This window comes from Pseudomonas sp. MWU12-3103b (assembly GCF_023100615.1).
In the GTDB taxonomy this organism is placed as follows: Bacteria; Pseudomonadota; Gammaproteobacteria; order Pseudomonadales; family Pseudomonadaceae; genus Aquipseudomonas; species Aquipseudomonas putida_A.
Genome location: NZ_JALMEY010000016.1, coordinates 43,326 through 69,511 on the forward strand (window position 1 = coordinate 43,326; position 26,186 = coordinate 69,511).

General features: G+C 64.2%; 2 protein-coding genes (1 of these 2 only partly in view). Both read left to right on the plus strand.

Annotated elements, in window-relative coordinates; all coding sequences use genetic code 11:
• Positions 1-12,321, plus strand: a complete 12,321-nt coding sequence (locus tag M0808_RS22610; RefSeq protein WP_247842475.1) for a non-ribosomal peptide synthase/polyketide synthase — start codon at positions 1-3, stop codon at positions 12,319-12,321.
• A protein-coding gene (locus M0808_RS22615; RefSeq protein ID WP_247842476.1) for a non-ribosomal peptide synthase/polyketide synthase crosses the window boundary here: on the plus strand, positions 12,321-26,186 show its 5' portion. 1,131 nt of this gene lie beyond the right edge of the window; only the first 13,866 of its 14,997 coding nucleotides appear in the window; its start codon is at positions 12,321-12,323; its stop codon lies beyond the right edge, outside the window. The genes M0808_RS22610 and M0808_RS22615 overlap by 1 nt, the downstream gene beginning before the upstream one ends.

The following is a 26,186-nucleotide window of genomic DNA, read 5'->3' on the forward strand; positions in this document are numbered from 1 at the left end:
ATGAATGCTGAAGACTCCTTGAAACTTGCTCGCCGGTTTATCGGGTTGCCCCTGGAAAAGCGCCAGATGTTCCTCGCGGCCCTGCACAAGGAGGGCGTGGATTTCGCGCGGTTCCCGATACCCGCCGGTATCGCAGCCGAGGATCGTCAGGCGCTGTCTTACGCGCAGCGACGCATGTGGTTCCTGTGGCAACTCGATCCGCAGAGCGGCGCCTACAACCTGCCCGGTGCGGTGCGACTCAATGGTCGACTGAACCAGTCGGCGCTGGAGCAAGCTTTCGCCAGCCTCGTGGAGCGCCACGAAACCCTGCGTACGGTGTTCCAGCGCCAGGCCGATGACAGCCTCCTGCAAGTGCCGGCCACCGCGCCGCTGCTGATTAACCGGGAAGACTTCAGCGCACTGCCGGCCAGCGAGCGCGAGCAGGCGGTGATCCGTGCCGCCGAACAGCAGTCGGTGTTGCCATTTGATCTGGCGGTCGGCCCCTTGCTGCGGGTGACCTTGCTCAAGCTTGCCGAGCAGGAACACGTGCTGCTGCTGACCCTGCACCACATCGTCTCCGATGGCTGGTCGATGAACGTGTTGATCGACGAATTCATCCGTTGCTACGACGCGTTCGACGCCGGTCAGACGCCGCAATTGCCGCCATTGCCGATTCAGTACAGCGACTATGCGCTGTGGCAACGCCGCTGGCTGGAGGCCGGTGAGCAGGCGCGCCAACTCGATTATTGGCAGGCACAACTGGGCGACGAACACCCGGTGCTGGAATTGCCGCTGGATCATTCGCGCCCGGCGATGCCGAGTTATCGCGGTACCCGTTACGAATTCGCGGTCGACGGCCAATTGGCCGAGCAACTGCGCAGCACTGCGCAACAGCATCAAGTCACTTTATTCATGTTCCTGCTCGGCGCCTTCAATGCGCTGCTGCACCGTTACACCGGGCAGACCGACCTGCGGGTCGGCGTGCCGATCGCCAACCGCAATCGCGGCGAGATCGAAGGCCTGATCGGCTTCTTCGTCAATACCCAGGTGCTGCGCACGCAACTGCACGGTCAGACCCGGGTCGACGAACTGTTGCGGGCGGTCAAGGAAACCGCGCTGGGTGCCCAGGCGCATCAGGATCTGCCGTTCGAGCAACTGGTCGAAGCGCTGAAGCTGGAACGCAGCCTCAGCCACACGCCACTGTTCCAGGTGATGTACAACCATCAGCCGCACGTCGCCGATATCGCCACCATCAGCACCGCATCCGGCCTGCAACTCGACAGCCTCGACTGGCAGAGCCGCACCACCCAGTTCGACCTGACGCTGGACACCTGGGAGAAGGGCGGCAAGCTGCACGCCGCGCTGACCTACGCCAGCGACCTGTTCGATGCACCGACCATCGAAAGCATGGCGCGGCACTGGCTGCGCCTGCTGACGGCGATGGTCGCCGATCCGTCGCAGCGTATCGGTGAATTGCCGCTGCTGGAGGCTGACGAGCAGCGCACGCTGGTGCACGACTGGAACAACTTCCACGCGCAGTACCCGAGCGACACGCCGATTCACCAGTTGATCGAAGCACAGGTCGCGCGCACGCCGCAGGCACCGGCGCTGGTGTTCGGCGAACAGACGCTGAGTTACGCCGAACTGGATGGCCGGGCCAATCGCCTGGCGCATCTGCTGCGCGAACAGGGCGTGCAGGCGGACAGTCTGGTTGGCGTTTGCGCTCTGCGTTCGGTGGAAATGGTCGTCGCGCTGCTGGCGATTCTCAAGGCCGGCGGCGCCTACGTGCCGCTGGATCCGGAGTACCCGCAGGAGCGTCTGGCCTACATGATCGAGGACAGCGGCATCACTTTGCTGCTGACGCAACAGGCGCTGCTGGCAGCGCTGCCGACTGACGGCGTAAACGTCATCACCCTGGATCAGCCGGGGCTGCTCGACCGTTACAGCGATAGCCGTCCGGAGGTCAGCGTCGATCCGCTGAACCTGGCCTACGTGATTTACACCTCGGGTTCCACCGGCAAGCCGAAGGGCGCCGGCAACAGCCACGCGGCGCTGGTCAACCGTTTGTGCTGGATGCAGGAGGCCTATGCGCTGGACGCCAGTGATTCGGTGCTGCAGAAAACCCCGTTCAGTTTCGACGTATCGGTGTGGGAGTTCTTCTGGCCGCTGCTGACCGGCGCGCGGCTGGTGGTGGCCGCGCCGGGTGCGCACCGTGATCCGCTGCAATTGATCGATAGCATCAACCGTCACGGCATCAGCACGCTGCACTTTGTGCCGTCGATGTTGCAGGCGTTCATCCACGAGGCCGGCGTGGAAAGCTGCAGCGGTCTCAAGCGGATTGTCTGCAGCGGTGAAGCGTTGCCACTGGATGCGCAACTGCAAGTCTTCGCCAAGCTGCCGAACGCCAGCCTCTACAACTTGTATGGCCCGACCGAAGCGGCCATCGACGTCACTCACTGGACCTGTGTCGATGAAGGCGCGGACAGCGTGCCGATCGGCCGGCCGATCGCCAACCTGCGCACCCATGTCCTCGATGCCGAATTGTTGCCGGTGCCGAGCGGTGTCGCCGGTGAGCTTTATCTGGGCGGCGCCGGGCTGGCGCGCAGTTATCACCAGCGCCCGGCGCTGACGGCCGAACGTTTTGTGCCGTGCCCGTTCCATGACGGCGCGCGCCTGTACCGCACCGGTGACCGTGTGCGGCAGCGTGCCGACGGGGTGATCGAATACCTCGGGCGTCTCGACCATCAGGTTAAGTTGCGCGGTTTGCGCATTGAGTTGGGCGAAATCGAGACCCGCCTGATGCAGCACTCGCTGGTGCGTGAGGCGGTGGTGCTGGTGCAGGGCGGCAAGCATCTGGTGGCTTATCTGGTGCTGGAAAACCCGCAGGCAGACGAGCAGTGGCAGCAAGAGGTCAAGGCGTGGCTGCTCGGCAGTCTGCCGGAGTTCATGGTGCCGACCTACCTGATCACCCTCGACAAATTGCCGGTCACCGCCAACGGCAAGCTCGACCGCAAGGCCTTGCCACAACCGGATGCCGCGCCGCAACAGGCATTCGTGGCGCCACAGGATGCCATGCAAAAAGCCCTCGCGGCGATCTGGGAAGCTGTGCTCGGCCTCGACCGCGTCGGCCTCGAAGACAACTTCTTCGAGCTGGGCGGCGATTCGATCATCTCGATTCAAGTGGTCAGCCGTGCGCGGCAGGCCGGGATCCGTATCAGCCCGCGTGACCTGTTCCAGTACCAGACGGTGCGCAGTCTGGCGCTGGTCGCGAGCCACGATCATCTGTCCACTGTGGATCAGGGCCCGGTGACCGGCGACGCCGTGCTCGGGCCGATCCAGCAGGATTTCTTCAGCCGCGCGATGCCGGTGCGCGAGCACTGGAACCAATCGTTGCTGCTGACCCCGCGTGAGGCATTGAACGCACAATGGCTCGATGCGGCGCTGACCCACCTGATCAATCACCACGACTCCTTGCGCCTGCGTTTTGTCGAAGGCAGCGAAGGCTGGCAGCAAAGCCACGGCCCGCTGCTGACGGGCGCTGAGCTGTGGCAACGCGATGCCGAATCTGCCGAACAATTGCAGGCGCTATGCAACGAAGCGCAGCGCAGCCTCGACCTGCAAAACGGCCCGTTGCTGCGCGCGTTGCTGGTGACCATGGCCGACGGCTCGCAACGACTGGCGCTGATCATTCATCACCTGGCGGTCGATGGCGTTTCCTGGCGGGTGCTGCTGGAAGATTTGCAGCAGGCTTACGAGCAACTGGCGGCGGGTGGCGGCATTCAGTTGCCGGCCAAGACCAGCGCGTTCCAGAGCTGGACGGCGCGTCTGGCGCAGGAAGCGTCGCGTTTCGATGAGCAATTGAGTTACTGGAAAGCCCAGCATCAGGGCGCCGAAGATCTGCCGTGCGACCGCCCGGATGGCAGCCTGCACAACCTGCATGGCGAAAAAATCGAATGGCGCCTCGACGCCGAGCGCACCCGCCAGTTGCTGCAACAGGCGCCGGCCGCCTATCGCACCCAAGTCAACGATCTGTTGCTCACCGCACTGGCGCGCACCATCAGCCGCTGGAGCCAGCAGCCGGGCACGTTGATCGAAATGGAAGGGCATGGCCGCGAAGATCTGTTCGATGACATTGACCTGACCCGCACCGTGGGCTGGTTCAGCAGTCTGTTCGCGGTCAACCTGACCGCCAGTGCTGATCTCGACGGTTCGATCAAGGCGATCAAGGAGCAACTGCGCGCGGTGCCGGACAAAGGTCTGGGTTACGGCGTGCTACGGCATCTGGCCGCGCCGTCGGTGCGCGCCGAACTGGCCGCGCTGCCGCAACCGCGCATCACCTTCAACTACCTCGGCCAGTTCGACCGCCAGTTCGACGAAGCGGCGCTGTTCGTGCCGGCTGTTGAAACCAGCGGCGTGGCGCAGGATCCGTCGGCGCCTCTGGGCAACTGGCTGACCCTGGAAGGTCAGGTGTATGGCGGCGAACTGTCGATGAGCTGGGGCTTCAGCCGCGAGATGTTCGACAGCGCCACGGTGCAGCAACTGGTCGATCAATACGCCAGCGAATTGCAGGCGCTGATCGAACACTGCTGCAGCCTGCAAACCGCGCAAGCGACGCCGTCGGACTTCCCGCTGGCTCGGGTGACCCAGGCGCAACTGGATGCGCTGCCGGTGCCGGCCGGTCAGCTCGATGATGTCTATCCGCTGTCGCCGATGCAGCAGGGTTTGCTGTTCCACACCCTTTACGAGCAAGCAGCGGGGGAATACATCAATCAGTTGCGCGTGGATGTGCAAGGTCTTGAGCCTGAGCGCTTCCGCGCTGCATGGCAGGCCACCGTCGATGCGCAGGACATTCTGCGCAGCGGTTTCGTCTGGCAGGGCGAACTGGCGCAACCGCTGCAGATCGTCCACAAACAGGTGCAGTTGCCGTTCAGCATTCTCGACTGGCGCGAGCGCGACGATCAGCCGGCAGCCCTCGTGGCGCTGGCCGATGCCGAGCGTCAGCAAGGATTCGATTTGAGCCATGCACCGTTGCTGCGTCTGGTGCTGGTGCAGACCGCTGCCGAGCAATGGCACCTGATCTACACCCATCACCACATCCTGATGGACGGCTGGAGCAACTCGCAGTTGCTCGGCGAAGTGTTGCAGCGCTACAGCGGTCGCACCCCGGCCCATGGTGGCGGACGGTATCGCGATTACATCGCCTGGCTGCAGCGTCAGGACGCGCAACTCAGTCAGGACTTCTGGAGCGTTCAGTTGGCCGCGCTGCAAGAGCCGACCCGACTGGCCCGCGCCGCTACCGGCGGCGAGCGCGCCAGCGGCCATGGCGACCATTATCTGACGCTGGACGTGACGCGCACCCAGGCGCTGGAAGCGTTTGCCCGGCAGCAGAAAGTCACCGTCAACACCCTCGTGCAAGCTGCGTGGCTGCTGTTGCTGCAGCGCTACACCGGTCACGAAGCGGTGGCGTTCGGTGCGACCGTGGCCGGGCGTCCGGCGGATTTGCCGGGCATCGAGCAACAGGTCGGCCTGTTCATCAACACCCTGCCGGTGATCGGCGCGCCGCGTCCAGACCAAAGCGTTGGCCAATGGCTGCAAGCGGTGCAGGCGCAAAACCTCAGCCTGCGCGACTTCGAACACACGCCGCTGGCGGACATCCAGCGCTGGGCCGGGCAGGGCGGGGAAGCGCTGTTCGACAATATTCTGGTGTTCGAAAACTACCCGGTCGCCCAGGCGCTGAGCCAGGCCGGGCAAGGCCTGACATTCGGGGATGTCGGCAACCTGGAGCAGACCCACTACGCCCTGAGCGTGGCGGTCACCCTCGGTCAGCAACTGGCGCTGCACTACAGCTTCGACCGCAGCCAGTTTGCCGTTGAGGTGATCGAAGGCATCAGTGCCCATCTGCTGCAATTGCTTGAACAGTTTGCGCTGTCGGCCGAGCGCAACCTTGGCGAAATCGCTCTGGCCAGCGCTGACGAGCATGCCCGCCAGCAAGCCGAAAACCAGCCGCAGCCGTACCCGCTGGACATCGCTGTGCATCAGCGCATTGCTGCGCTGGCGACCGAGCGTCCGCAGCGCACTGCCGTGATCTTCAACGGTCAGCATTTCAGTTATGGCGAGATCGAGCAGCGTGCCAATCAACTGGCCCACGCGCTGATCGCCCGTGGTGTCGGCGCCGAGACCCGGGTCGGCGTGGCCCTGCCACGCAGCGAGGCGGTGATCGTCGCGTTGCTGGCGGTGCTCAAGGCCGGCGGTGTGTATGTGCCGCTGGACACCAGTTATCCGCGTGAACGCTTGGCCTATCTGATCGAAGATTCGGGGCTGGCGCTGCTGATCAGCGATTCGTCGGTGTCGGCGCAATTGCCGGTCGGCGAGTCGGTGCCGTTGCTGGAGCTGGATCGTCTCGACCTGCGCCAGTTGCCGAGCACGGCGCCACAGGTGGCAGTCGATCCGCATAACCTCGCGTACGTGATCTACACCTCCGGTTCCACCGGCAATCCGAAAGGCGTCAGCGTTGCCCACGGCCCACTGGCGATGCATTGCCAGGCCATCGGTCAGCGCTACGAAATGCGCGACAGCGACTGCGAATTCCACTTCATGTCGTTCGCCTTCGACGGCGCCCACGAGCGCTGGCTGACCAGCCTGACCCACGGTGCTTCGCTGCTGATTCGCGACGACACGCTGTGGACGCCGGAGCAGACCTACAACGCGATGATCGAACACGGCGTGAGCGTGGTTGCGTTCCCGCCGGTGTACCTGCAACAACTGGCCGAACACGCCGAGCGTGTCGGCAACCCGCCGAAAGTGCGGATCTATTGCTTCGGCGGCGATGCGGTGCCGAACGCCAGTTTCGAGCGGGTCAAACGCGCGCTCGATCCGGACTACATCATCAACGGCTACGGCCCGACCGAAACCGTGGTCACGCCGTTGATCTGGAAGGCTGGCCGTGAAGAGCCATGCGGTGCCGCTTATGCGCCGATCGGCAGCCGGATCGGCGACCGCAGCGCCTATGTGCTCGACGCCGATCTGAACCTGTTGCCGCAAGGCATGGCCGGTGAGTTGTACCTCGGTGGTACCGGGTTGGCGCGGGGTTATCTGAACCGTCCGGGGCTGACCGCCGAGCGTTTTGTCGCCGACCCGTTCAGCGCCCATGGCGGCTTGCTGTATCGCACCGGTGACCTGGTGCGCCAGCGTGTCGACGGCACGTTCGACTATCTGGACCGCATCGACAATCAGGTGAAGATTCGCGGTTTCCGTATTGAACTGGGCGAAGTCGAAGCGGCGTTGCAAGCCCTCGACGGCGTGCGTGAAGCGGTGGTCGTGGCGCAGGAAGGCAGCGCCGGCAGTGGCAAGCGGCTGGTGGCCTACGTAGTCAGTGATTCAGCGAGTGCCGAGTTCACCGATCACCTGCGCGCGCAGCTCAAGGCCAGCCTGCCGGCGCACATGGTGCCGGCGTATGTCCTGCGTCTTGAGCGCATGCCGCTGACGCCGAACGGCAAGCTCGATCGCAAGAACCTGCCAAAACCGGACGTCAGCCAACTGCAACAGGCCTACCTCGCGCCACAGACGGCGCTGGAGCAGCAACTGGCGGCGATCTGGCAAGACGTGCTCAAGCTTGAGCAAGTCGGTGTCAGCGACAACTTCTTCGAACTGGGCGGCGACTCGATCATCTCGATTCAGGTGGTCAGCCGGGCGCGGCAGGCCGGGATTCGCTTCAGCCCCAAAGACCTGTTCCAGCACCAGACCATTCAGGCCCTGGCCGCCGTCGCGCAGACCGGCGAAGCCGTGCAGCCCATCGATCAGCGCGCGCAAACCGGCGAAACCGCGCTGCTGCCGATTCATCAGACATTCTTTGCCGAAGCGATTCCCGACCGTCACCACTGGAACCAGTCAGTGATGCTCAAGCCGACGCAGGCACTGGACGCTCAGGTACTGGAGCAAGCGCTGGATGCGTTGGTCGTTCAGCACGACAGTTTGCGTCTGGACTTTGTCGAGCAGGCTGCGGGTTGGTCGGCGCACTACCGCGACGTCGCCACGCAAGCGGGGGAAACCATTCTCTGGCAAGTCGAGGTCGCTGATCTCGCCGCCCTTGAGGCACTGGGCAACAAGGCCCAGCGCAGCCTGCAACTGAGCGGCGGTTCGCTGATCCGCGCGGTGCTGGCGAACCTGGCTGATGGCAGTCAGCGCCTGCTGCTGATCGTCCATCACCTGGTGGTCGATGGCGTGTCGTGGCGGATTCTGTTTGAAGACCTGCAAAACGCTTATCGCCAGCTCCTCGCAGGTAAGCCTGTGCAATTGCCGGCGAAAACCAGCGCAGTCAAAGCTTGGGCGGCAGCGTTGCAGGACTACGCCCAAACCCCGGCGTTGCAGGCCGAGCTGGGCTTCTGGCAGCAGCAGTTGCAGGGCGCTTCGGCGGCCTTGCCTTACGACCGGCCGCAGGGTGGTCAGCAACACGATCAGGCACTGACCCTGCGCAGCAAACTCGATCAGACCCTGACCCGTCAGCTGTTGCAGGAAGCTCCGGCGGCCTATCGCACCCAGGTCAACGACCTGTTGCTGACCGCGCTGGCGCGGGTGCTGGTGCGCTGGACCGGTGACGACAATGCGTTGGTATTGCTTGAGGGCCATGGTCGCGAAGACCTGTTCGAACACATCGATCTGACCCGCACCGTGGGTTGGTTCACCAGCGTATTCCCGGCACGCCTGGCACCGGCCGCCGAACTCGGCGCGTCGCTCAAGCAGATCAAGGAACAGCTGCGGGCGATCCCCCACAAAGGCATCGGCTTCGGCGCACTCGCGCACCTTGGTGATGAGCCGGCGCGTGCCACCCTGCAAGCCTTGCCGGCGCCGCGCCTGACCTTCAACTACCTCGGCCAGTTCGACGGCAGCTTCGACGCTGCCAGCGATGCTCTGTTCGTGCCGACCAGCGAGTCCGGCGGCGCAGAGGTCAATCTGCAAGGGCCGCTGGGCAATCCGCTGGCGCTCAACAGCAAGGTGTTCGGCGGCGAGTTGGACCTGAGCTGGACATACAGCGGTGCGATGTTCGACACCGCCACCATCCAGCGTCTGGCCGACGACTATGTGCAGGAACTGACTGCACTGATCGGCCACTGCTGCGACACTGGCAACCGTGGCGTGACGCCGTCGGACTTCCCGCTGGCGCAACTGTCGCAAGCGCAACTGGATGCGCTGGTGCTGGAGCCGCAAGGCATCGACGACATCTATCCGCTGTCGCCGATGCAGCAGGGCATGCTGTTCCACACCTTGCTCGAACACGGCAATGGCGACTACATCAACCAGATGCGCCTGGACGTCGACGGTGTCGATCCGCAACGCTTCCGCGCGGCGTGGCAGGCGGCCGTGGATGCCCACGACATCCTGCGCAGCGGCTTCTTCTGGCAAGGCGATCTGCCGCAACCGGTACAAGTGGTGCAGCGTCAGGTCGAGGTGCCGTTCAGCGTGCTCGACTGGCACGGCAGAACTGATCTGGAGGCAGTGCTGCAAACCCTCGCTGATGAAGAGCGCGCCCTGGGTCTGGACCTGAGCTGTGCACCGCTGATGCGCCTGGTGCTGGTGCGCACTGCAGCCGAGCGTTATCGCCTGATCTACACCAACCATCACATCCTGATGGACGGCTGGAGCAGCGCGCAGTTGCTCGGCGAAGTGTTGCAGCACTACAGCGGCGAAGCGATCGCCCGTGGCGCGGGTCGTTATCGCGATTACATCGCCTGGCTGCAACGTCAGGATGGCGCGGCGGCGCAAGCCTACTGGCGGGCGACGCTGGGCAATCTGCAGGAACCGACGCGCCTGGCCGATGCCATCGCGCGGCCGCAGGCCGGTTTGCCGAGCGTGGGTTACGGCGATCATTACCAGGTGCTGGACGCTGAGCTTAGCCAGCGTCTGGGCGAGTTTGCCCGGGCCGCGAAAGTTACCGTCAACACCGTGGTGCAAGCGGCGTGGCTGCTGCTGTTGCAGCGCTACACCGGCAAGGATTGCGTGGCGTTCGGCGCCACCGTCGCCGGGCGCCCGGCGGATCTGCCGGGGGCCGAAGCGCAGATCGGCCTGTTCATCAACACGCTGCCGGTGATCGCCGCGCCGTCCGCGCAGCAGAGCGTGATCGCCTGGCTGCAAGCGGTGCAGGCGCAGAACCTCGCCTCACGCGAGTTCGAACACACGCCGCTGGCGGATATTCAGCGCTGGGCCGGGCAGGGTGGTGACGCGCTGTTCGACAGCCTGATGGTGTTCGAGAACTACCCGATCGGCGAAGCACTGGAGCGTGGTGCGCCGCAAGGTCTGCGCTTCGGCGCGGTGGCCAATCAGGAGCAGACCAACTATCCGCTGACCCTGCTGGTGAACATGGGCGCGCAACTGTCGGTGCATTTCAGTTATCAGCGCGACAGCTTCGCGGCGGCCAGCGTGGCGCAGTTAGGCGCGCATCTGCAGCGTCTGCTGAGCCAGATGGCGGATGCCGGTGAGCGCACGCTCAGCGAGCTGAACCTGATCGAACATCGCCCGCCGGTGAACAGCGATTTCGCCACCGAGCAATGCATCCATCAAACCATCGCCCATCAAGTGGCGGCGACCCCGAATGCCTTGGCGGTGACCTTCGCCCATACGCAACTGACCTACGCCGAGCTGGACGCGCAGGCCAATCGTCTGGCGCACAAACTGATCGAGCTGGGTGTTGGTCCGGAAGTGCGCGTGGGCGTGGCGATGTCGCGCTCCGAGCAGTTGCTGATTGCCTTGCTGGCGGTGCTCAAGGCTGGCGGTGCGTATGTGCCGCTGGACCCGGACTACCCGGCGGATCGCGTTGCCTTCATGCTCGAAGACAGTCGGGCGCGGGTGTTGCTCACCGAGCAGGCGGTTGCGAAAACCCTGAGCGTGCCGGGCGATACCCAAGTGCTGCTGTTGGATCAGCTGTCGCTGAGCGGCTATCCGAGCAGCGCGCCGCAAACATCGGTCGCTCCGGACAACCTCGCCTACGTGATCTACACCTCCGGCTCCACCGGCAAACCGAAAGGCGTAGCCATTGCCCATCGCAACGTCATGGCGCTGATCGACTGGTCGGCCAAGGTCTATAGCCGCGACGACATCCAAGGCGTGCTGGCCTCGACGTCGGTGTGCTTCGACCTGTCGGTCTGGGAGCTGTTCGTCACGTTGGCCAACGGCGGCTCGCTGATCATCGCGCGTAATGCCTTGGAGCTGGCGCAACTGCCGGCCCGCGATCAGGTGCGCCTGATCAACACCGTGCCATCGGCGATCGCCGCGCTGCAACGTGCCGGGCAGATTCCGCCAAGCGTGCGCATCATCAACCTGGCGGGTGAGCCGCTGAAACAAGCGCTGGTGGAGGCGTTGTATCAGCAGTCGACGGTCGAGCACGTCTACGACCTGTACGGCCCGTCGGAAGACACCACTTACTCGACCTGGACCCGCCGCAGTGCTGGCGGTCAGGCACGGATTGGGCGTGCGCTCGAGCACAGCGCCAGTCATCTGCTGGATGTCGATCTGCACGCGGTTCCGCAAGGCGTTTCGGCCGAGCTGTACCTGTCTGGCGCCGGCATCACGCGCGGTTATCTGGGGCGTGCAGCGATGACCGCCGAGCGCTTCGTACCGAATCCGTTCGTCGGCAGCGGCGAGCGCATGTACCGCACCGGCGACCTGATTCGTCAGCGCGAGGAGGGCGAGTTGGAGTACATGGGCCGGATCGACCATCAGGTGAAAATTCGTGGATTCCGCATCGAACTGGGGGAGATCGAGGCGCGATTGCTTACGCAACCGGCAGTCACTGAGGCGGCGGTGCTGGCCGTCGAAAGCGACACCGGCGCGCAACTGGTGGCGTATGTGGTCGCCCCGCAATTGAACATGCACGACGGCGACGCGCAGCGGCAACTGCGCGAGGGACTAAAGACTGGCCTCAAGTCTTCGTTACCTGACTACATGATTCCCGCGCACCTGCTGTTCCTTGAGCAGTTGCCACTGACCCCCAACGGCAAACTCGACCGCAAGGCCCTGCCGGCGGTCGATGCCAGCCAGATGCAGGCCGCGTATGTCGCGCCGCACAGTGAGCTTGAGCAGCAGGTCGCGGCGATCTGGCAGCAAGTGCTCGAAGTGCAGCGCATCGGTCTGAACGATCACTTCTTCGAACTCGGCGGGCACTCGCTGCTGGCGGTCAACGTGGTGTCGCGCATGGCCCTTGAACTAGGCCTGACGCTGACCCCGCAACTGTTATTCCAGCACCCCGTCCTGAGCGATTTTGTCGCTCGACTCGATACAGGAGGCGGGGCAATCAACGAACAGAAACTGAGCAAGCTGGAAGCCCTGCTTGACGATATGGAGGAAGTCTGATGGACAAGAGTGTTGCTTTGAGGGTAGCCAAGCGCTTTATCACTCTGCCGCTGGACAAACGTAAGCTGTACCTGGAAAAGATGCTCGAAGAGGGCGTCTCTCCGGCCAACCTGCCGATCCCGGAAACACGTTCCGGGTTTGCGGCGATTCCTCTGTCGTACGCTCAGGAACGTCAACTGTTCCTCTGGCAAATGGACCCGCACAGCACCGCGTATCACATCCCCAGCGCCCTGCGCCTCAAGGGGCGGCTGGATGTGGCGGCGCTGGAGCGCAGCTTCAACGCCGTGGCGGCGCGTCACGAAAGCTTGCGTACCACTTTCGCCGAACAGGGTGAAAGCTTTTGCCAGGTGATTCACCCGCAGCTGCCGCTGAGCATCAGCCTGACGCCATTGCCGGAGGGCCTCGATGCCGCCGGGGAAGACGCCGCGATCAAGGCCTTCGTCGAGAACGAAACCGCACGCCCGTTCAATTTGCAGCAGGGCCCGCTGCTGCGGGTGGCGCTGCTGAAAGTGGCGGAAGACGACCATGTGCTGGTGCTGATCCAGCACCACATCATCGCCGATGGCTGGTCGATCAAAGTCCTGGTCAACGAGCTGATCGAGCATTACGCCGCCGACACCGCCGGGCAGCCGCTGAGCCTGCCGGAACTGGAAGTGCAATACGCCGACTACGCGATCTGGCAGCGCCACTGGCTGGAAGCGGGCGAGCGCGAGCGCCAGTTGGCCTACTGGGTCAAGACCCTGGGCGGCGAGCAGCCGGTGCTGGAGTTGCCGATCGACTTCCCGCGCCCGGCCGTGCAAAGCCTGCGCGGTGCGCGGCTGGAACTGAACCTGCCGGCAGACCTCGGTGACGCCCTCAAACAGCTGGCGCAGCGCGAAGGCGCAAGCCTGTTCATGCTGTTGCTGGCGTCGTTCCAAGCGTTGCTGCATCGCTACAGCGGTCAGGCGCAGATTCGCGTCGGGGTGCCGACCGCCAACCGCAACCGTGTCGAGACCGAAGGCCTGATCGGCTTCTTCGTCAACACGCAGGTGCTGAATGCCGAGGTCAGCGGGCAACTGCCGTTCAACCAGTTGCTGGCTCAGGTCAAACAGGCGGCGATGGATGCACAGGCGCATCAGGACCTGCCGTTCGAGCAACTGATCGAAGCCCTGCAACCGGAGCGCAGCCTGAGCCACAGCCCGGTGTTCCAGGTGATGTTCAACCACCAGACCAGTCGTGATCAGGGCCGCAACGCGGCGCAGTTGCCGCAGCTGAGTGTCGAGGATGTGCAGTGGGAAGGGCGCACCGCGCAGTTCGATCTGACGCTGAATACCTACGAGTCCAGCGACGGCTTTGCCGCCGAGCTGACCTACGCCACTGACCTGTTCAAAGCTGAAACCGTCGAACGTCTGGCGCGTCACTGGCAGAACCTGCTGCGCGGCATCGTCGCCGCACCGAGCCAGCGCGTCGGCGAATTGCCGTTGCTGGAAAGCGCCGAGCGCGGCGTGCTGTTGCAGGACTGGTTGCGCCGCGCCGACCGCAGCGCGCAAGCCGAATGCGTGCAGCAGGATTTCTCCCGGCGTGCCCAGCAAACGCCGCAGGCCACGGCCCTGATCATCGGCGAAGACGTGCTGAGCTACGGCGAGCTGGATGCCCGCTCGAGTCAACTGGCGCACAAGCTGATCGAGGCCGGCGTCGGCCCGGATCAACTGGTTGGCATCGCCGTCGAGCGCAGCGCGGAAATGATCGTCGGCCTGCTGGCGATCCTCAAGGCTGGCGGTGCTTATGTGCCGCTGGACCCGGCGTATCCGCAGGATCGTCTGGCCTACATGATCGAGGACAGCGGCCTGCAATTGCTGCTGACCCAAAGCCATTTGCAGACGCAGCTGCCGATCCCGCCGGGCGTGCAAACGCTGCTGCTGGATCAACCTCGCGAGTGGCTGGCGGCTTATCCACAGACCGCGCCGGAAGTGGCAGTCAATGGCGAGCATCTGGCCTACACGATCTACACCTCCGGTTCCACTGGCAAACCGAAAGGCGTGATGGTGCGCCACGCGGCGCTGAGCAATTTTGTCGCGAGCATGATCAAGCAGCCGGGCATCTGTGCCGCCGATCGCATGCTGTCGCTGACCACGTTCTCGTTCGATATTTTCGGCCTGGAAATCTACGGCCCATTGCTGGCCGGCGCCTGTGTGGTGCTGACCGGCAAGGACGTGCATCAAGACCCGCAAGCGGTGCTCGAACTGATCGAGCGTCACGGCGTGACGGCGCTGCAAGCCACGCCCTCGACCTGGCGCATGCTGCTGGACAATGAACAGGCGCCAATCCTGGCGGGCCGCACGTTCCTCTGCGGCGGTGAAGCGCTGTCGCAGGAGCTGGCGCAACGCATGCTCGCACTGACGCCGAGCGTGTGGAACCTCTACGGCCCGACCGAAACCACTATCTGGTCGGCGCAGCACGCCTTGAGTGCGGACAACAGCCGTCCATTCCTCGGCACGCCGATCGACAACACCGCGTTGTACATCCTCGGCAGCGACCTTGAGCTCAATCCGCTCGGCGCCCCGGGGGAATTGCTGATCGGCGGCGACGGCCTCGCGCGTGGTTACTTCCAGCGCCCAGGCCTGACCGCCGAACGTTTTGTCCCGGATCCCTTTTCGAAAACCGGCGCGCGTCTGTACCGCACCGGCGACCTGACCCGTTACCGCGCCGAAGGCGTGATCGAGTACATCGGGCGGATCGACCATCAGGTGAAAATCCGTGGTTTCCGGATTGAACTCGGCGAGATCGAAGCGCGTTTGCTCGCCCTCGATAGCGTGCGCGAAACCGTGGTAGTCGCTCAGGACGGCCCGACCGGCCCGCAACTGGTCGGCTATGTGGTGCCGACCGCCGACGATATTGCTGAAGTCGAACTGCGCGCCGCATTGAAAGCCAGCCTCAAGGCCGAGCTGCCGGAATACATGGTGCCGGCGCACCTGTTGTTCCTCGCGCAACTGCCGCTGACGCCGAACGGCAAAGTCGACCGCAAAGCCTTGCCGGCACCTGACGCCAGCCAGCTGCAATCGACTTACATCGCCCCGCAGACCGCCACTCAGCACAGCGTTGCCGAAATCTGGCAGGCGGTGCTCAAGCTTGATCGCGTAGGCCTGAGTGACAACTTCTTCGAACTGGGCGGCCACTCGTTGCTGGTCACGCAAGTGGTCTCGCGCGTACGTCAGGCGCTGAACGTTCAAGTGCCGCTGCGCACATTGTTCGAACACAGCACGCTGGAAGACTTTGTCGCCGCGCTGGGTGTCGATCAGGCGCATCGGGAGCCGCCAATTGTTGCCTTGCCACGCCAGCAACCGCTGGCGCTGTCCTATGCTCAGGAACGTCAATGGTTCCTCTGGCAACTGGAACCGACCAGCACCGCTTATCACGTGCCGGCGGCGTTGCGTTTGCGCGGTGAGCTGGATCTGCCGGCGTTGCAGCGCAGCTTCGACGCGCTGATCGAGCGCCACGAATCGCTGCGCACCTGCTTCGTCGAACAGCAGGGTCAGACCCTGCAAGTGATCCAGGCTCGCGGCACGCTCGATCTGCAGGTGCAGGAGGTGGCGGCGGAGGTCGACGAGGCGGCGCTGCAAGCGCTGGTCGCCGCCGAAACCCTGCACCTGTTCAATCTTCAGCAAGGCCCGTTGCTGCGGGTCAAACTGCTGCGTCTGGCCGCCGATGACCACGCACTGGTCATCACTCTGCATCACATCGTCTCCGATGGCTGGTCGATGAATGTCATGGTCGATGAGCTGGTGGCGTTGTATGCCGCGTACAGCCAGGGCCAGAGCGTGCAATTGCCGGCGCTGCCGGTGCAATACGCCGACTACGCCGTATGGCAGAAACAGTGGATGGACGCCGGTGAACGCGAGCGTCAATTGAGCTACTGGACCGCACAACTCGGCGATGGTGATCAACCGCTGCTGGAGTTGCCGACCGACCGTCCGCGTCCAGCCGAGCAGAGCTATCGTGGCGCCCGTCGCGATATCCCGCTGAGCCTCGAACTGGCCACCGCGCTCAAGCAACTGGCGCAGCGCGAGAACGTCACGCTGTTTGCGCTGTTGCTGGCGTCGTTCCAGACCTTGCTGCATCGCTACAGCGGTCAGGCCGATATCCGCGTCGGAGTGCCGGTGGCCAACCGCAACCGGGTCGAGACCGAAGGCCTGATCGGTTTCTTCGTCAACACCCAGGTACTCAAGGCCGAGTTCGACAGTCAGCAGACGTTCCGCAGCCTGCTGCAGCAAGTGAAAAATACGGTGCTCGGCGCCCAGGCGCATCAGGATCTGCCGTTCGAGCAACTGGTCGACGCGTTGCAACCGGAGCGCAGCCTCAGCCACAGCCCGCTGTTCCAGGTGATGCACAACCACCAGAGCCAGGTGCGTCAGGCGCAGGGCGCCACGCGGCTGCCAAAACTGGCGATTGAAGGCTTGCCGTGGGCGTCCAGTACTGCGCAGTTCGACCTGACCCTGAACACCTTTGAATCGAGCGACAACGTCTGGGCCGAGCTGACGTACGCCACCGATCTGTTCGACGTCGAAACCATCGAACGCCTGGCGCAACACTGGACCCGTCTGCTGCAAGGCATCGTTGCCGACAGCGCTCAGCGCATTGCCGAACTGCCGCTGCATGACGCCACCGAACGCGCGGCGACCTTGCAGCAGTGGAACCCGGCCATCCGCGATTTCCCGAGCGAGCAGTGCCTGCATCAACGGATCGAACAACAAGCCGCCCGCGCCCCGCAAGCGATTGCCGTGAGCTGTGCCGGGCAGTCCCTGAGTTACGGCGAACTCAACAGCCGCGCCAACCAGTTGGCCCACAAGCTGATTGCCAGCGGTGTCGGTCCGGACGTGCGCGTCGGTCTGGCGGTGGAGCGCAGCCTCGACATGCTGGTCGGTCTGCTGGCGATCCTCAAGGCCGGCGGCGCCTATGTGCCGCTGGACCCGACGTATCCGGAAGAACGCCTGAGCTACATGATCGGCGACAGCGGCATCGCCTTGCTGCTGACCCAGAGTCATCTGCTGGGACGTCTGCCGGTGCCGGATTCGCTGCGCAGCCTGATGCTCGATCAGGAACGTGACGGTCTGGAAGGCTACAGCGACAGCAATCCGCAGGTGCGCATGAGTCCGGACAACCTGGCTTACGTAATCTACACCTCCGGCTCCACCGGGCAGCCGAAGGGCACGTTGCTGGCCCATCGCAACGTGCTGCGCCTGTTCGAAGCCACTGATGCGTGGTTCGATTTCGGCGCCACTGATGTCTGGAGCCTGTTCCATTCCTACGCCTTCGATTTCTCGGTGTGGGAGATTTTCGGGGCGCTGCTGTACGGCGGCAAACTGCTGGTGGTGCCTTACGAGGTCAGCCGCTCGCCGGAAGATTTCTTCGCCTTGCTTTGCCGCGAAGGCGTCACCGTGCTCAACCAGACGCCATCGGCGTTCAAGCAATTGATGCAAGTGGCCTGCGCCCCCGAACACGCGGCGCAAGCACTGGCGCTGCGTTACGTGGTGTTCGGCGGCGAGGCGCTGGAGGTCAAGAGCCTGCGTCCATGGTTCGAGCGTTTCGGCGATCAGGCACCGCAACTGATCAACATGTACGGCATCACCGAAACCACCGTGCACGTGACCTACCGACCGATTTCGCTGGCCGACTTGCAGCGTGACGCCAGCAGCCCGATCGGCGAACCGATTCCCGACCTGTCCTGGTACTTGCTCGACGGAGATCTGAACCCGGTCGCCAAAGGCTGCATCGGTGAGCTGTACGTCGGTCGCGCCGGCCTGGCTCGCGGTTACCTGAACCGCGCGGATCTGACCAGCCTGCGCTTCATTCCCGACCCGTTCGCCGCCGATGGCGGGCGTCTGTACCGTACCGGTGACCTGGCGCGCTATCGCGCCGACGGCATGATCGAATACATCGGCCGGATCGACCATCAGGTGAAGATTCGCGGTTTCCGTATCGAACTCGGCGAGATCGAAGCGCAACTGCTGGAACAGGCTGCCGTGCGCCAGGCCGTGGTGCTGGCGCTGCCGGGCCCCAGTGGTCAGCAACTGGTGGCGTATCTGGTGCCAGGCGACGCCGCGCTGCTCGACGCAAGCCCGGCCGAACAGGCGCTGTGGCGCGACAGCGTACGCGCCGAACTCAAGGCCAATCTGCCGGATCACATGGTCCCGGCGCACCTGTTGCTGCTGGCGCAATTGCCGTTGACCGCCAACGGCAAACTCAACCGCAATGCCTTGCCGTCACCGGACGCCAGCCAGGCGCAGCAGACCTATCAGGCGCCGCAAAGCGCGATGGAGCAGGGACTGGCCGCGATCTGGCAGGACGTGCTGAAGCTGCCGCAAGTCGGCATCCACGATAACTTCTTCGAATTGGGCGGCGACTCGATCATCTCGATTCAGGTGGTCAGCCGTGCCCGTCAGGCCGGCATTCGCCTCAATCCCAAAGACCTGTTCCAGCACCAGACCGTGCAGCGTCTGGCACTGGTCGCGCAGTGGGGTGGCGACGAATCGACGATTGATCAGCAAGCCGCGAGCGGTGCAGCGTTGCTGCTGCCGATCCAGCAGCAGTTCTTCGCCGACGAGATTCCGCAGCGTCACCACTGGAACCAGTCGGTGCTGCTGCAACCGCGGCAGACGCTGGACGCGGAAAAAGTCGAGCAAGTGTTGCGCGCACTGGTGGCTCATCACGATGCCTTGCGCCTGAGCTTCACCCAGCGCGATGGCGTGTGGCAGGCCGAGCACTGCGCGGTCGAAGCGCTGCCGCAGAGCCTGCTCTGGCAGGAGGACGTGGCCGATGCCGCCGCCCTTGAAGCCTTGGGCAATCGCGCCCAGCGCAGTCTCGATCTGCAACACGGGCCGTTGCTGCGTGCGGTGCTGGCGAATCTGGCCGATGGCACGCAGCGTCTGCAGTTGGTGATTCATCACTTGGCGGTGGACGGCGTGTCGTGGCGGATTCTGCTGGAAGACCTGCAAAACGCTTATCAGCAATTGCTGAATGATCAGCCGTTGAGCCTGCCGTCCCGGACCAGCGCCTTCAAGGACTGGGGCGAGCATTTGCAGCGTTACGCCAACAGCCCGGCGTTGCAGGCCGAACTGGATTATTGGCAGGCCTGCCTGAGCGATGTAAGTACCGATCTGCCGTGCAAACGCGTTGACGCCAGTCAGGACAATCGTCTGGCCCAGACCGTACAAACCCGGCTCGGCACCGAGCTGACCCGCCAACTGCTGCAAGAGGCCCCGGCGGCGTACCGCACTCAGGTCAACGATCTGTTGCTGACGGCGCTGGCGCGGGTCATTGGACGCTGGAGCGGGCAGGCGTCGACGCTGATCCAGCTCGAAGGCCATGGCCGCGAAGAACTGTTCAACGGCGTCGATCTGACCCGCACGGTGGGCTGGTTCACCAGCCTGTTCCCGGTGCGCCTGACACCGGCAGACACGCTTGGCGAGTCGATCAAGCAGATCAAGGAACAACTGCGCTCGATCCCCAACAAGGGCATCGGTTTCGGCGCCTTGCGTTACCTCGGTGATGCCCGCGCGCAGCAGAGCTTGCAGGCCTTGCCGAGCCCGCGCATCACCTTCAACTACCTTGGGCAGTTCGACGGCAGTTTCGCTGGCGACGAGGCTGCGCTGTTCGTGCCGTCGCCGGACAACGCCGGCCTCGATCAGAGCCCGGAGGCGCCGCTGGGCAACTGGTTGACCCTCAACGGTCAGGTGTATGGCGGCGAGCTGCGGGTGGGCTGGACGTTCAGTAGTGAGCGCTTCGACAGCGCGGTGATCGAAGCCCTGGCCGCAGATTACGCCGCAGAACTCGCAGCGTTGATCGGCCATTGCCTGACCCCGGGGGTCGAAGGCCTGACCCCGTCGGACTTCCCGCTGGCCGGCCTGACGCAGGCGCAGCTCGATCAGTTCCCGCTGGCGCCACGGCTGGTCGCCGATGTGTATCCGCTGTCGGCGATGCAGCAGGGCATGTTGTTCCACAGCCTTTACGAGCAGGCCACCGGCGATTACATCAACCAGGTCCGGCTCGATGTCGAAGGCCTCGATCCGCAACGCTTCCAGCAGGCCTGGCAAGCGGCGGTGGACAACCACGACATCCTGCGCAGCAGTTTTGTCTGGCAGGGTGAACTGGCGCGTCCGGTGCAGGTGGTGCACAAGCAACTGGACATGCCGTTTCGCGTGCTCGACTGGCGTGATCGCGACGATTGCCAGAGCGATCTGAATGCACTGGCCGCAGCCGAACAGGCGCAAGGTTTCGACCTGAGCCAAGGGCCGCTGTTGCGCATGGTCGTGGTGCGGCTGGACGAGCAGCGCTGCCACTTGATCTACACCAACCACCACATCCTGATGGACGGCTGGAGCAACTCGCAGTTGCTCGGCGAAGTCCTGCAGCGTTACAGCGGGGTTGCCCAGCCGCCACTGGCCGGGCGTTACCGCGATTACATCGAATGGCTGCAGCGCCAGGACGTGCAGGCCAGCGAGCGTTACTGGACCGCGCAACTGGCTGACCTGCAAGCGCCGACCATGCTCGCGCAAGCGTTGCAGGCGCAGCGCGGCGATGCACCGCGCGACGGCCACGGTGAACATTTCTGCGTGCTCGACGCTGAGCAGACGCGGCGTCTGGGCGAGTTCGCGCGCCAGCAGAAAGTCACCCTCAACACGCTGATTCAGGCGGCTTGGCTGCTGCTGTTGCAGCGCCTGACCGGCCAGCCGTGTGTGGCGTTCGGCGCCACGATGGCGGGTCGTCCGGCCGAGCTCAAAGGGGTCGAGCAGCAGATTGGTCTGTTCATCAACACCTTGCCGGTCATCGCCAGTCCGCATTCGCCATCGAGCGTTGGCGAATGGTTGCAGAGCGTGCAGGCGCAGAACCTGGCCTTGCGTGAGCATGAGCACACCCCGCTGTTCGATATTCAGCGTTGGGCCGAGCGCAACGGTGAGGCGCTGTTCGACAACATTCTGGTGTTCGAGAACTACCCGGTGTCCGAGGCGCTGGCGCAGGGTGCACCGCAAGAACTGCGCTTCGGTGAAATCCACAATCATGAGCAGACCAACTACCCGCTGACGCTGCTGGTGCACTTGAGCGACGAGTTGTCGATGCACTTCAGCTACCAGTGCGAAAGCTTTGCCGCGCACAGCGTGGTGCAACTGGCCGGGTATCTGCAGCGCTTGCTCGGGCAGATGAGCGAGTCGGGGGAGCGTTCGCTCAGTGAACTGAACCTGATCGAGCACAGCCCGCAGGTGAGTACCGACTTCTCCACCGATCTGTGCATCCATCAAGCCATCGCCTATCAAGTGGCGGCGACCCCGGATGCCTTGGCGGTGACCTTTGCCCATACGCAACTGACCTACGCCGAACTGGACGCGCGGGCCAATCGTCTGGCGCACAAGCTGCTTGAGCTGGGTGTCGGTCCGGAAGTGCGCGTGGGCGTGGCCATGCCGCGTTCCGAGCAGTTGCTGATTGCCTTGCTCGCGGTGCTCAAGGCCGGTGGCGCCTATGTGCCGCTGGACCCGGACTACCCGGCGGATCGCGTGGCCTACATGCTCGAAGACAGCCGGGCGCGGGTGTTGCTCACCGAGCAGGCGGTTGCGGAGATCCTGAGCGTGCCGAGCGAAACCCAAGTGCTACTGATGGATCAGCTGTCGCTGAGCGGCTATTCGACTGTTGCGCCACAGACTGCGGTGCAGCCGGGCAACCTGGCCTACGTGATCTACACCTCCGGCTCCACCGGCAAACCGAAAGGCGTAGCCATTGCCCATCGCAACGTCATGGCGCTGATCGACTGGTCGGCCAAGGTCTATAGCCGCGACGACATCCAAGGCGTGCTGGCCTCGACGTCGGTGTGCTTCGACCTGTCGGTCTGGGAGCTGTTCGTCACGTTGGCCAACGGCGGCTCGCTGATCATCGCGCGTAATGCCTTGGAGCTGGCGCAACTGCCGGCCCGCGATCAGGTGCGCCTGATCAACACCGTGCCATCGGCGATCGCCGCGCTGCAACGTGCCGGGCAGATTCCGCCAAGCGTGCGCATCATCAACCTGGCGGGTGAGCCGCTGAAACAAGCGCTGGTGGAGGCGTTGTATCAGCAGTCGACGGTCGAGCACGTCTACGACCTGTACGGCCCGTCGGAAGACACCACTTACTCGACCTGGACCCGCCGCAGTGCTGGCGGTCAGGCACGGATTGGGCGTGCGCTCGAGCACAGCGCCAGTCATCTGCTGGATGTCGATCTGCACGCGGTTCCGCAAGGCGTTTCGGCCGAGCTGTACCTGTCTGGCGCCGGCATCACGCGCGGTTATCTGGGGCGTGCAGCGATGACCGCCGAGCGCTTCGTACCGAATCCGTTCGTCGGCAACGGCGAGCGCATGTACCGCACCGGCGACCTGATTCGTCAGCGCGAGGAGGGCGAGCTGGAGTACATGGGCCGGATCGACCATCAGGTGAAAATTCGCGGCTTGCGTATCGAACTGGGCGAAATCGAAGCGCGTCTGCTGGCGCATGCCGCCGTGCGTGAAGCGGTGGTCGTGGCCAGCGAAGTGTCGGGCAGTCAGCAACTGATTGCCTATCTGGTGCCGAGCGATCCGGCGATCATCGAGGCCAGCGCCGAGCAACAGGCCGCACTGCAGCAAACCCTCGGCAACTGGCTGGGCGCGACCTTGCCGGATTACATGGTGCCGAGCCACCGCCTGTGGCTGGCGCAGCTGCCGCTGACCCCCAACGGCAAGATCGATCGCAAGCGCCTGCCAGCACTGGAGCTGAGTGCCGCGCAGTTGCACGTCGAACCGGCGAATGCCACCGAGCAAATGTTGGTGGAGATTTGGAAAGAGGTGCTGGGCCTTGAGCAGGTCAGCACCCACGACAGTTTCTTTGCCTTGGGCGGCGATTCGATCATCTCGATTCAGGTGGTCAGTCGCGCCCGTCAGCAAGGGCTGGAGCTGAGCCCGAAAGACCTGTTCCAGCAACCGACCATTCAGCAACTGGCCCTGTGCGTGCAGGCTGCCGAAGGGCGTGTGGCGCCGGACCCGGCGCTGATCGACCTGCCGCTGCACGGCTTGAGCGAGGCGCAAGTGGCGCAACTGCCACTGCCGGCGGGGCAACTCGACGGGCTCTATCGCTTGTCGCCGATGCAGCAGGGCATGCTGTTCCTCGGCCTGAATTCGCCGGAAGCGGACCTGTACGTCAACCAGTTGAGCGTTCCGGTGCAGGGCCTTGAGCCGCTGCGTCTGCAAGCCGCGTGGGAAACCGTCAGCCGTCGCCACGACATTCTGCGCACCGGTTTCCTCTGGCAGGACATGGCCGAGCCGCTGCAATTCGTGCTCGCCGATCCGCAGTTGCCGTTCAGTCTGCTCGACTGGCGTGAGCAGGATCATTCGGCCGAAGCCTTGCAAGGCCTGGCGGATGCCGAGCGGGCCAAGGGCTTCGACCTTGACCAGCCACCGCTGCAACGGCTGACGCTGGTGCAAGTCAGCGAGCACAGCTATCAACTGATCTGGACTTACCATCACATCCTGATCGACGGCTGGAGCAGTTCGCAGTTGATCGGTGAAGTGCTGAGCCAGTATTCCGGACGACCACTGGCCGACGCGGTGCCGTACCGCGGTTACATCAACTGGCTGCAGCAGCAGGACGCGAATGCCAGCGAAGGTTTCTGGCGTCAGCACCTGAGCCGGCTCGACGAGCCGACCTATCTGGCGGACGCGGTGACGCGCACCGGCAGCGGTCGCGGTCACCAGGCGCTGTACAGCCGTCTGGGCGAGGCCCGCACCGAACAGTTGAAAGCCTTTGCCCAGGCGCAGCAGATCACCCTCAACACCTTGGTGCAGGGCGCATGGCTGGTGCTGCTCAGCCGTTACAGCGGCCAGCGTTGCGTAGCGTTCGGCGCGACGGTGGCGGGGCGTCCGGCGAGTTTGCCGGCCTCGGAATCGATCCTCGGTCTGTTCATCAACACCTTGCCGGTGATCAAGGACGTGCCGGCCGAGCAGGCCGTGGGCGCCTGGTTGCGCGAGTTGCAGGATTTCAACCTGGAGATGCGCGAGCGCGAATACACCCCGCTGACCGACGTCCAGCGTTGGGGCGGGCGTGCCGGGCAGTCGCTGTTCGACAGCATCATCGTGTTCGAGAACCACCCGATCGATCAGGCGCTGCGCGAGTGGCGCGATGATTCGCTGAAGTTTGGCGAGATCAATAACTCGGGCCTGACCAACTTCCCGATGGACCTGATGGTCACCCTCGAAGACGGGCTGGTGATCGAGTACATGTTCCTGCGCGAACACTTCGATCTGGCGACCGTGGAAGGCATCCGCAGCAACATGGAAGGCCTGCTCACCGCACTGGTTCAGGACGCCGGGCAGGCGCTGGGACGCATCGGTCTGCCGACCGGGCAAGTCGCGCACGCGCCGGACGTTGTCGCGCAAGCGCAGACCACGCTGGTGCACCAGCGCGTTGCCGGGTGGGCCGCGCAGCGTGCCGAACAAACCGCAGTGATCTTCAATGAGCAAGCCTTCAGTTATGGCCAGATCGAAGCGCGGGCCAATCGTCTGGCGCATGCGCTGATCGCCGAAGGTGTCGGTCCGGAAGTGCGGGTCGGTGTGGCCCTGCCACGCAGCGAAAACATGATTGTCGCGCTGTTGGCGGTGCTCAAGGCTGGTGGCGCCTATGTGCCGCTGGACGCGACCTATCCGCGCGAGCGCTTGAGTTATCTGATGCACGATTCGGGCATCGCCTTGCTGCTCAGCGATTCGAGTCTGCGTCAGGTGCTGCCGACCCAGGCCAACCTGCATGTGCTGGAACTCGATCAACTGGACCTGCGCGCTCAGCCGCCGTCGGCACCGCAGGTGGCAGTGCAGCCGGGCAACTTGGCCTACGTGATCTACACCTCCGGCTCCACCGGTCAGCCGAAAGGTGTCGGCGTGGCGCACGGGCCGCTGGCGATGCACTGCCAGGCGATCGGTCAGCGTTACGAAATGAGCGCAGCCGATTGCGAGTTGCACTTCATGTCGTTCGCCTTCGACGGCGCGCATGAGCGCTGGCTGACCACCCTGACGCACGGCGCTCGTTTGCTGATTCGCGACGACAGCCTGTGGACGGCCGAACAAACCTACGACGCCCTGCATCAGCATGGCGTGACCGTGGCCGCGTTCCCGCCGGTGTACCTGCAACAACTGGCCGAACACGCCGAACAGCACGGCAATCCGCCGCCGGTGCGGATCTACTGCTTCGGCGGGGATGCGGTGCCGGTGGCGAGTTTCGAACTGGCCAAACGCGCACTGCAACCGCAGTACATCATCAACGGCTATGGCCCGACTGAAACGGTGGTCACGCCGCTGATCTGGAAGGCCGCGGTCGACGATCAATGCGGCGCGGCCTATGCGCCGATCGGCAGCGTGGTCGGCGAGCGCAGCGGTTATGTGCTCGACAGCGACCTCAACCCGCTGCCGGCCGGCATTGCCGGTGAGTTGTACTTGGGTGGCGCGTTGGCTCGCGGTTATCTGGGGCGTGCCGGTGGCACCGCCGAACGTTTCGTTGCCAACCCGTTCAGCGCCGACGGCAGTCGCCTGTACCGCACCGGCGACCTGGTGCGCCAACGTGCCGACGGCACTGTCGACTATCTCGGGCGGATCGACCATCAGGTGAAGATTCGTGGTTTCCGCATCGAGCTGGGTGAAATCGAAGCGCGCCTCAAGCAGCAGCCGGGCGTGCGTGACGCCGCCGTAGTGGCCCGCGAGGGTCTCAGCGGCAAGCAACTGCTCGGCTACGTACTGGCCGCTGCCGAGACGCCGGCCGACGGATTGGGCGAACGTCTGCGCGAGCAACTCAAGGCCAGCCTGCCGGATTACATGGTGCCGGCACACCTGATGGTGCTTGAGCGCATGCCG

What these genes read in the sequence shown, in the direction of transcription:
- M0808_RS22610 (WP_247842475.1), top strand. Translation starts at nt 1, where the DNA reads ATGAATGCTGAAGACTCCTTGAAACTTGCTCGCCGGTTTATCGGGTTG.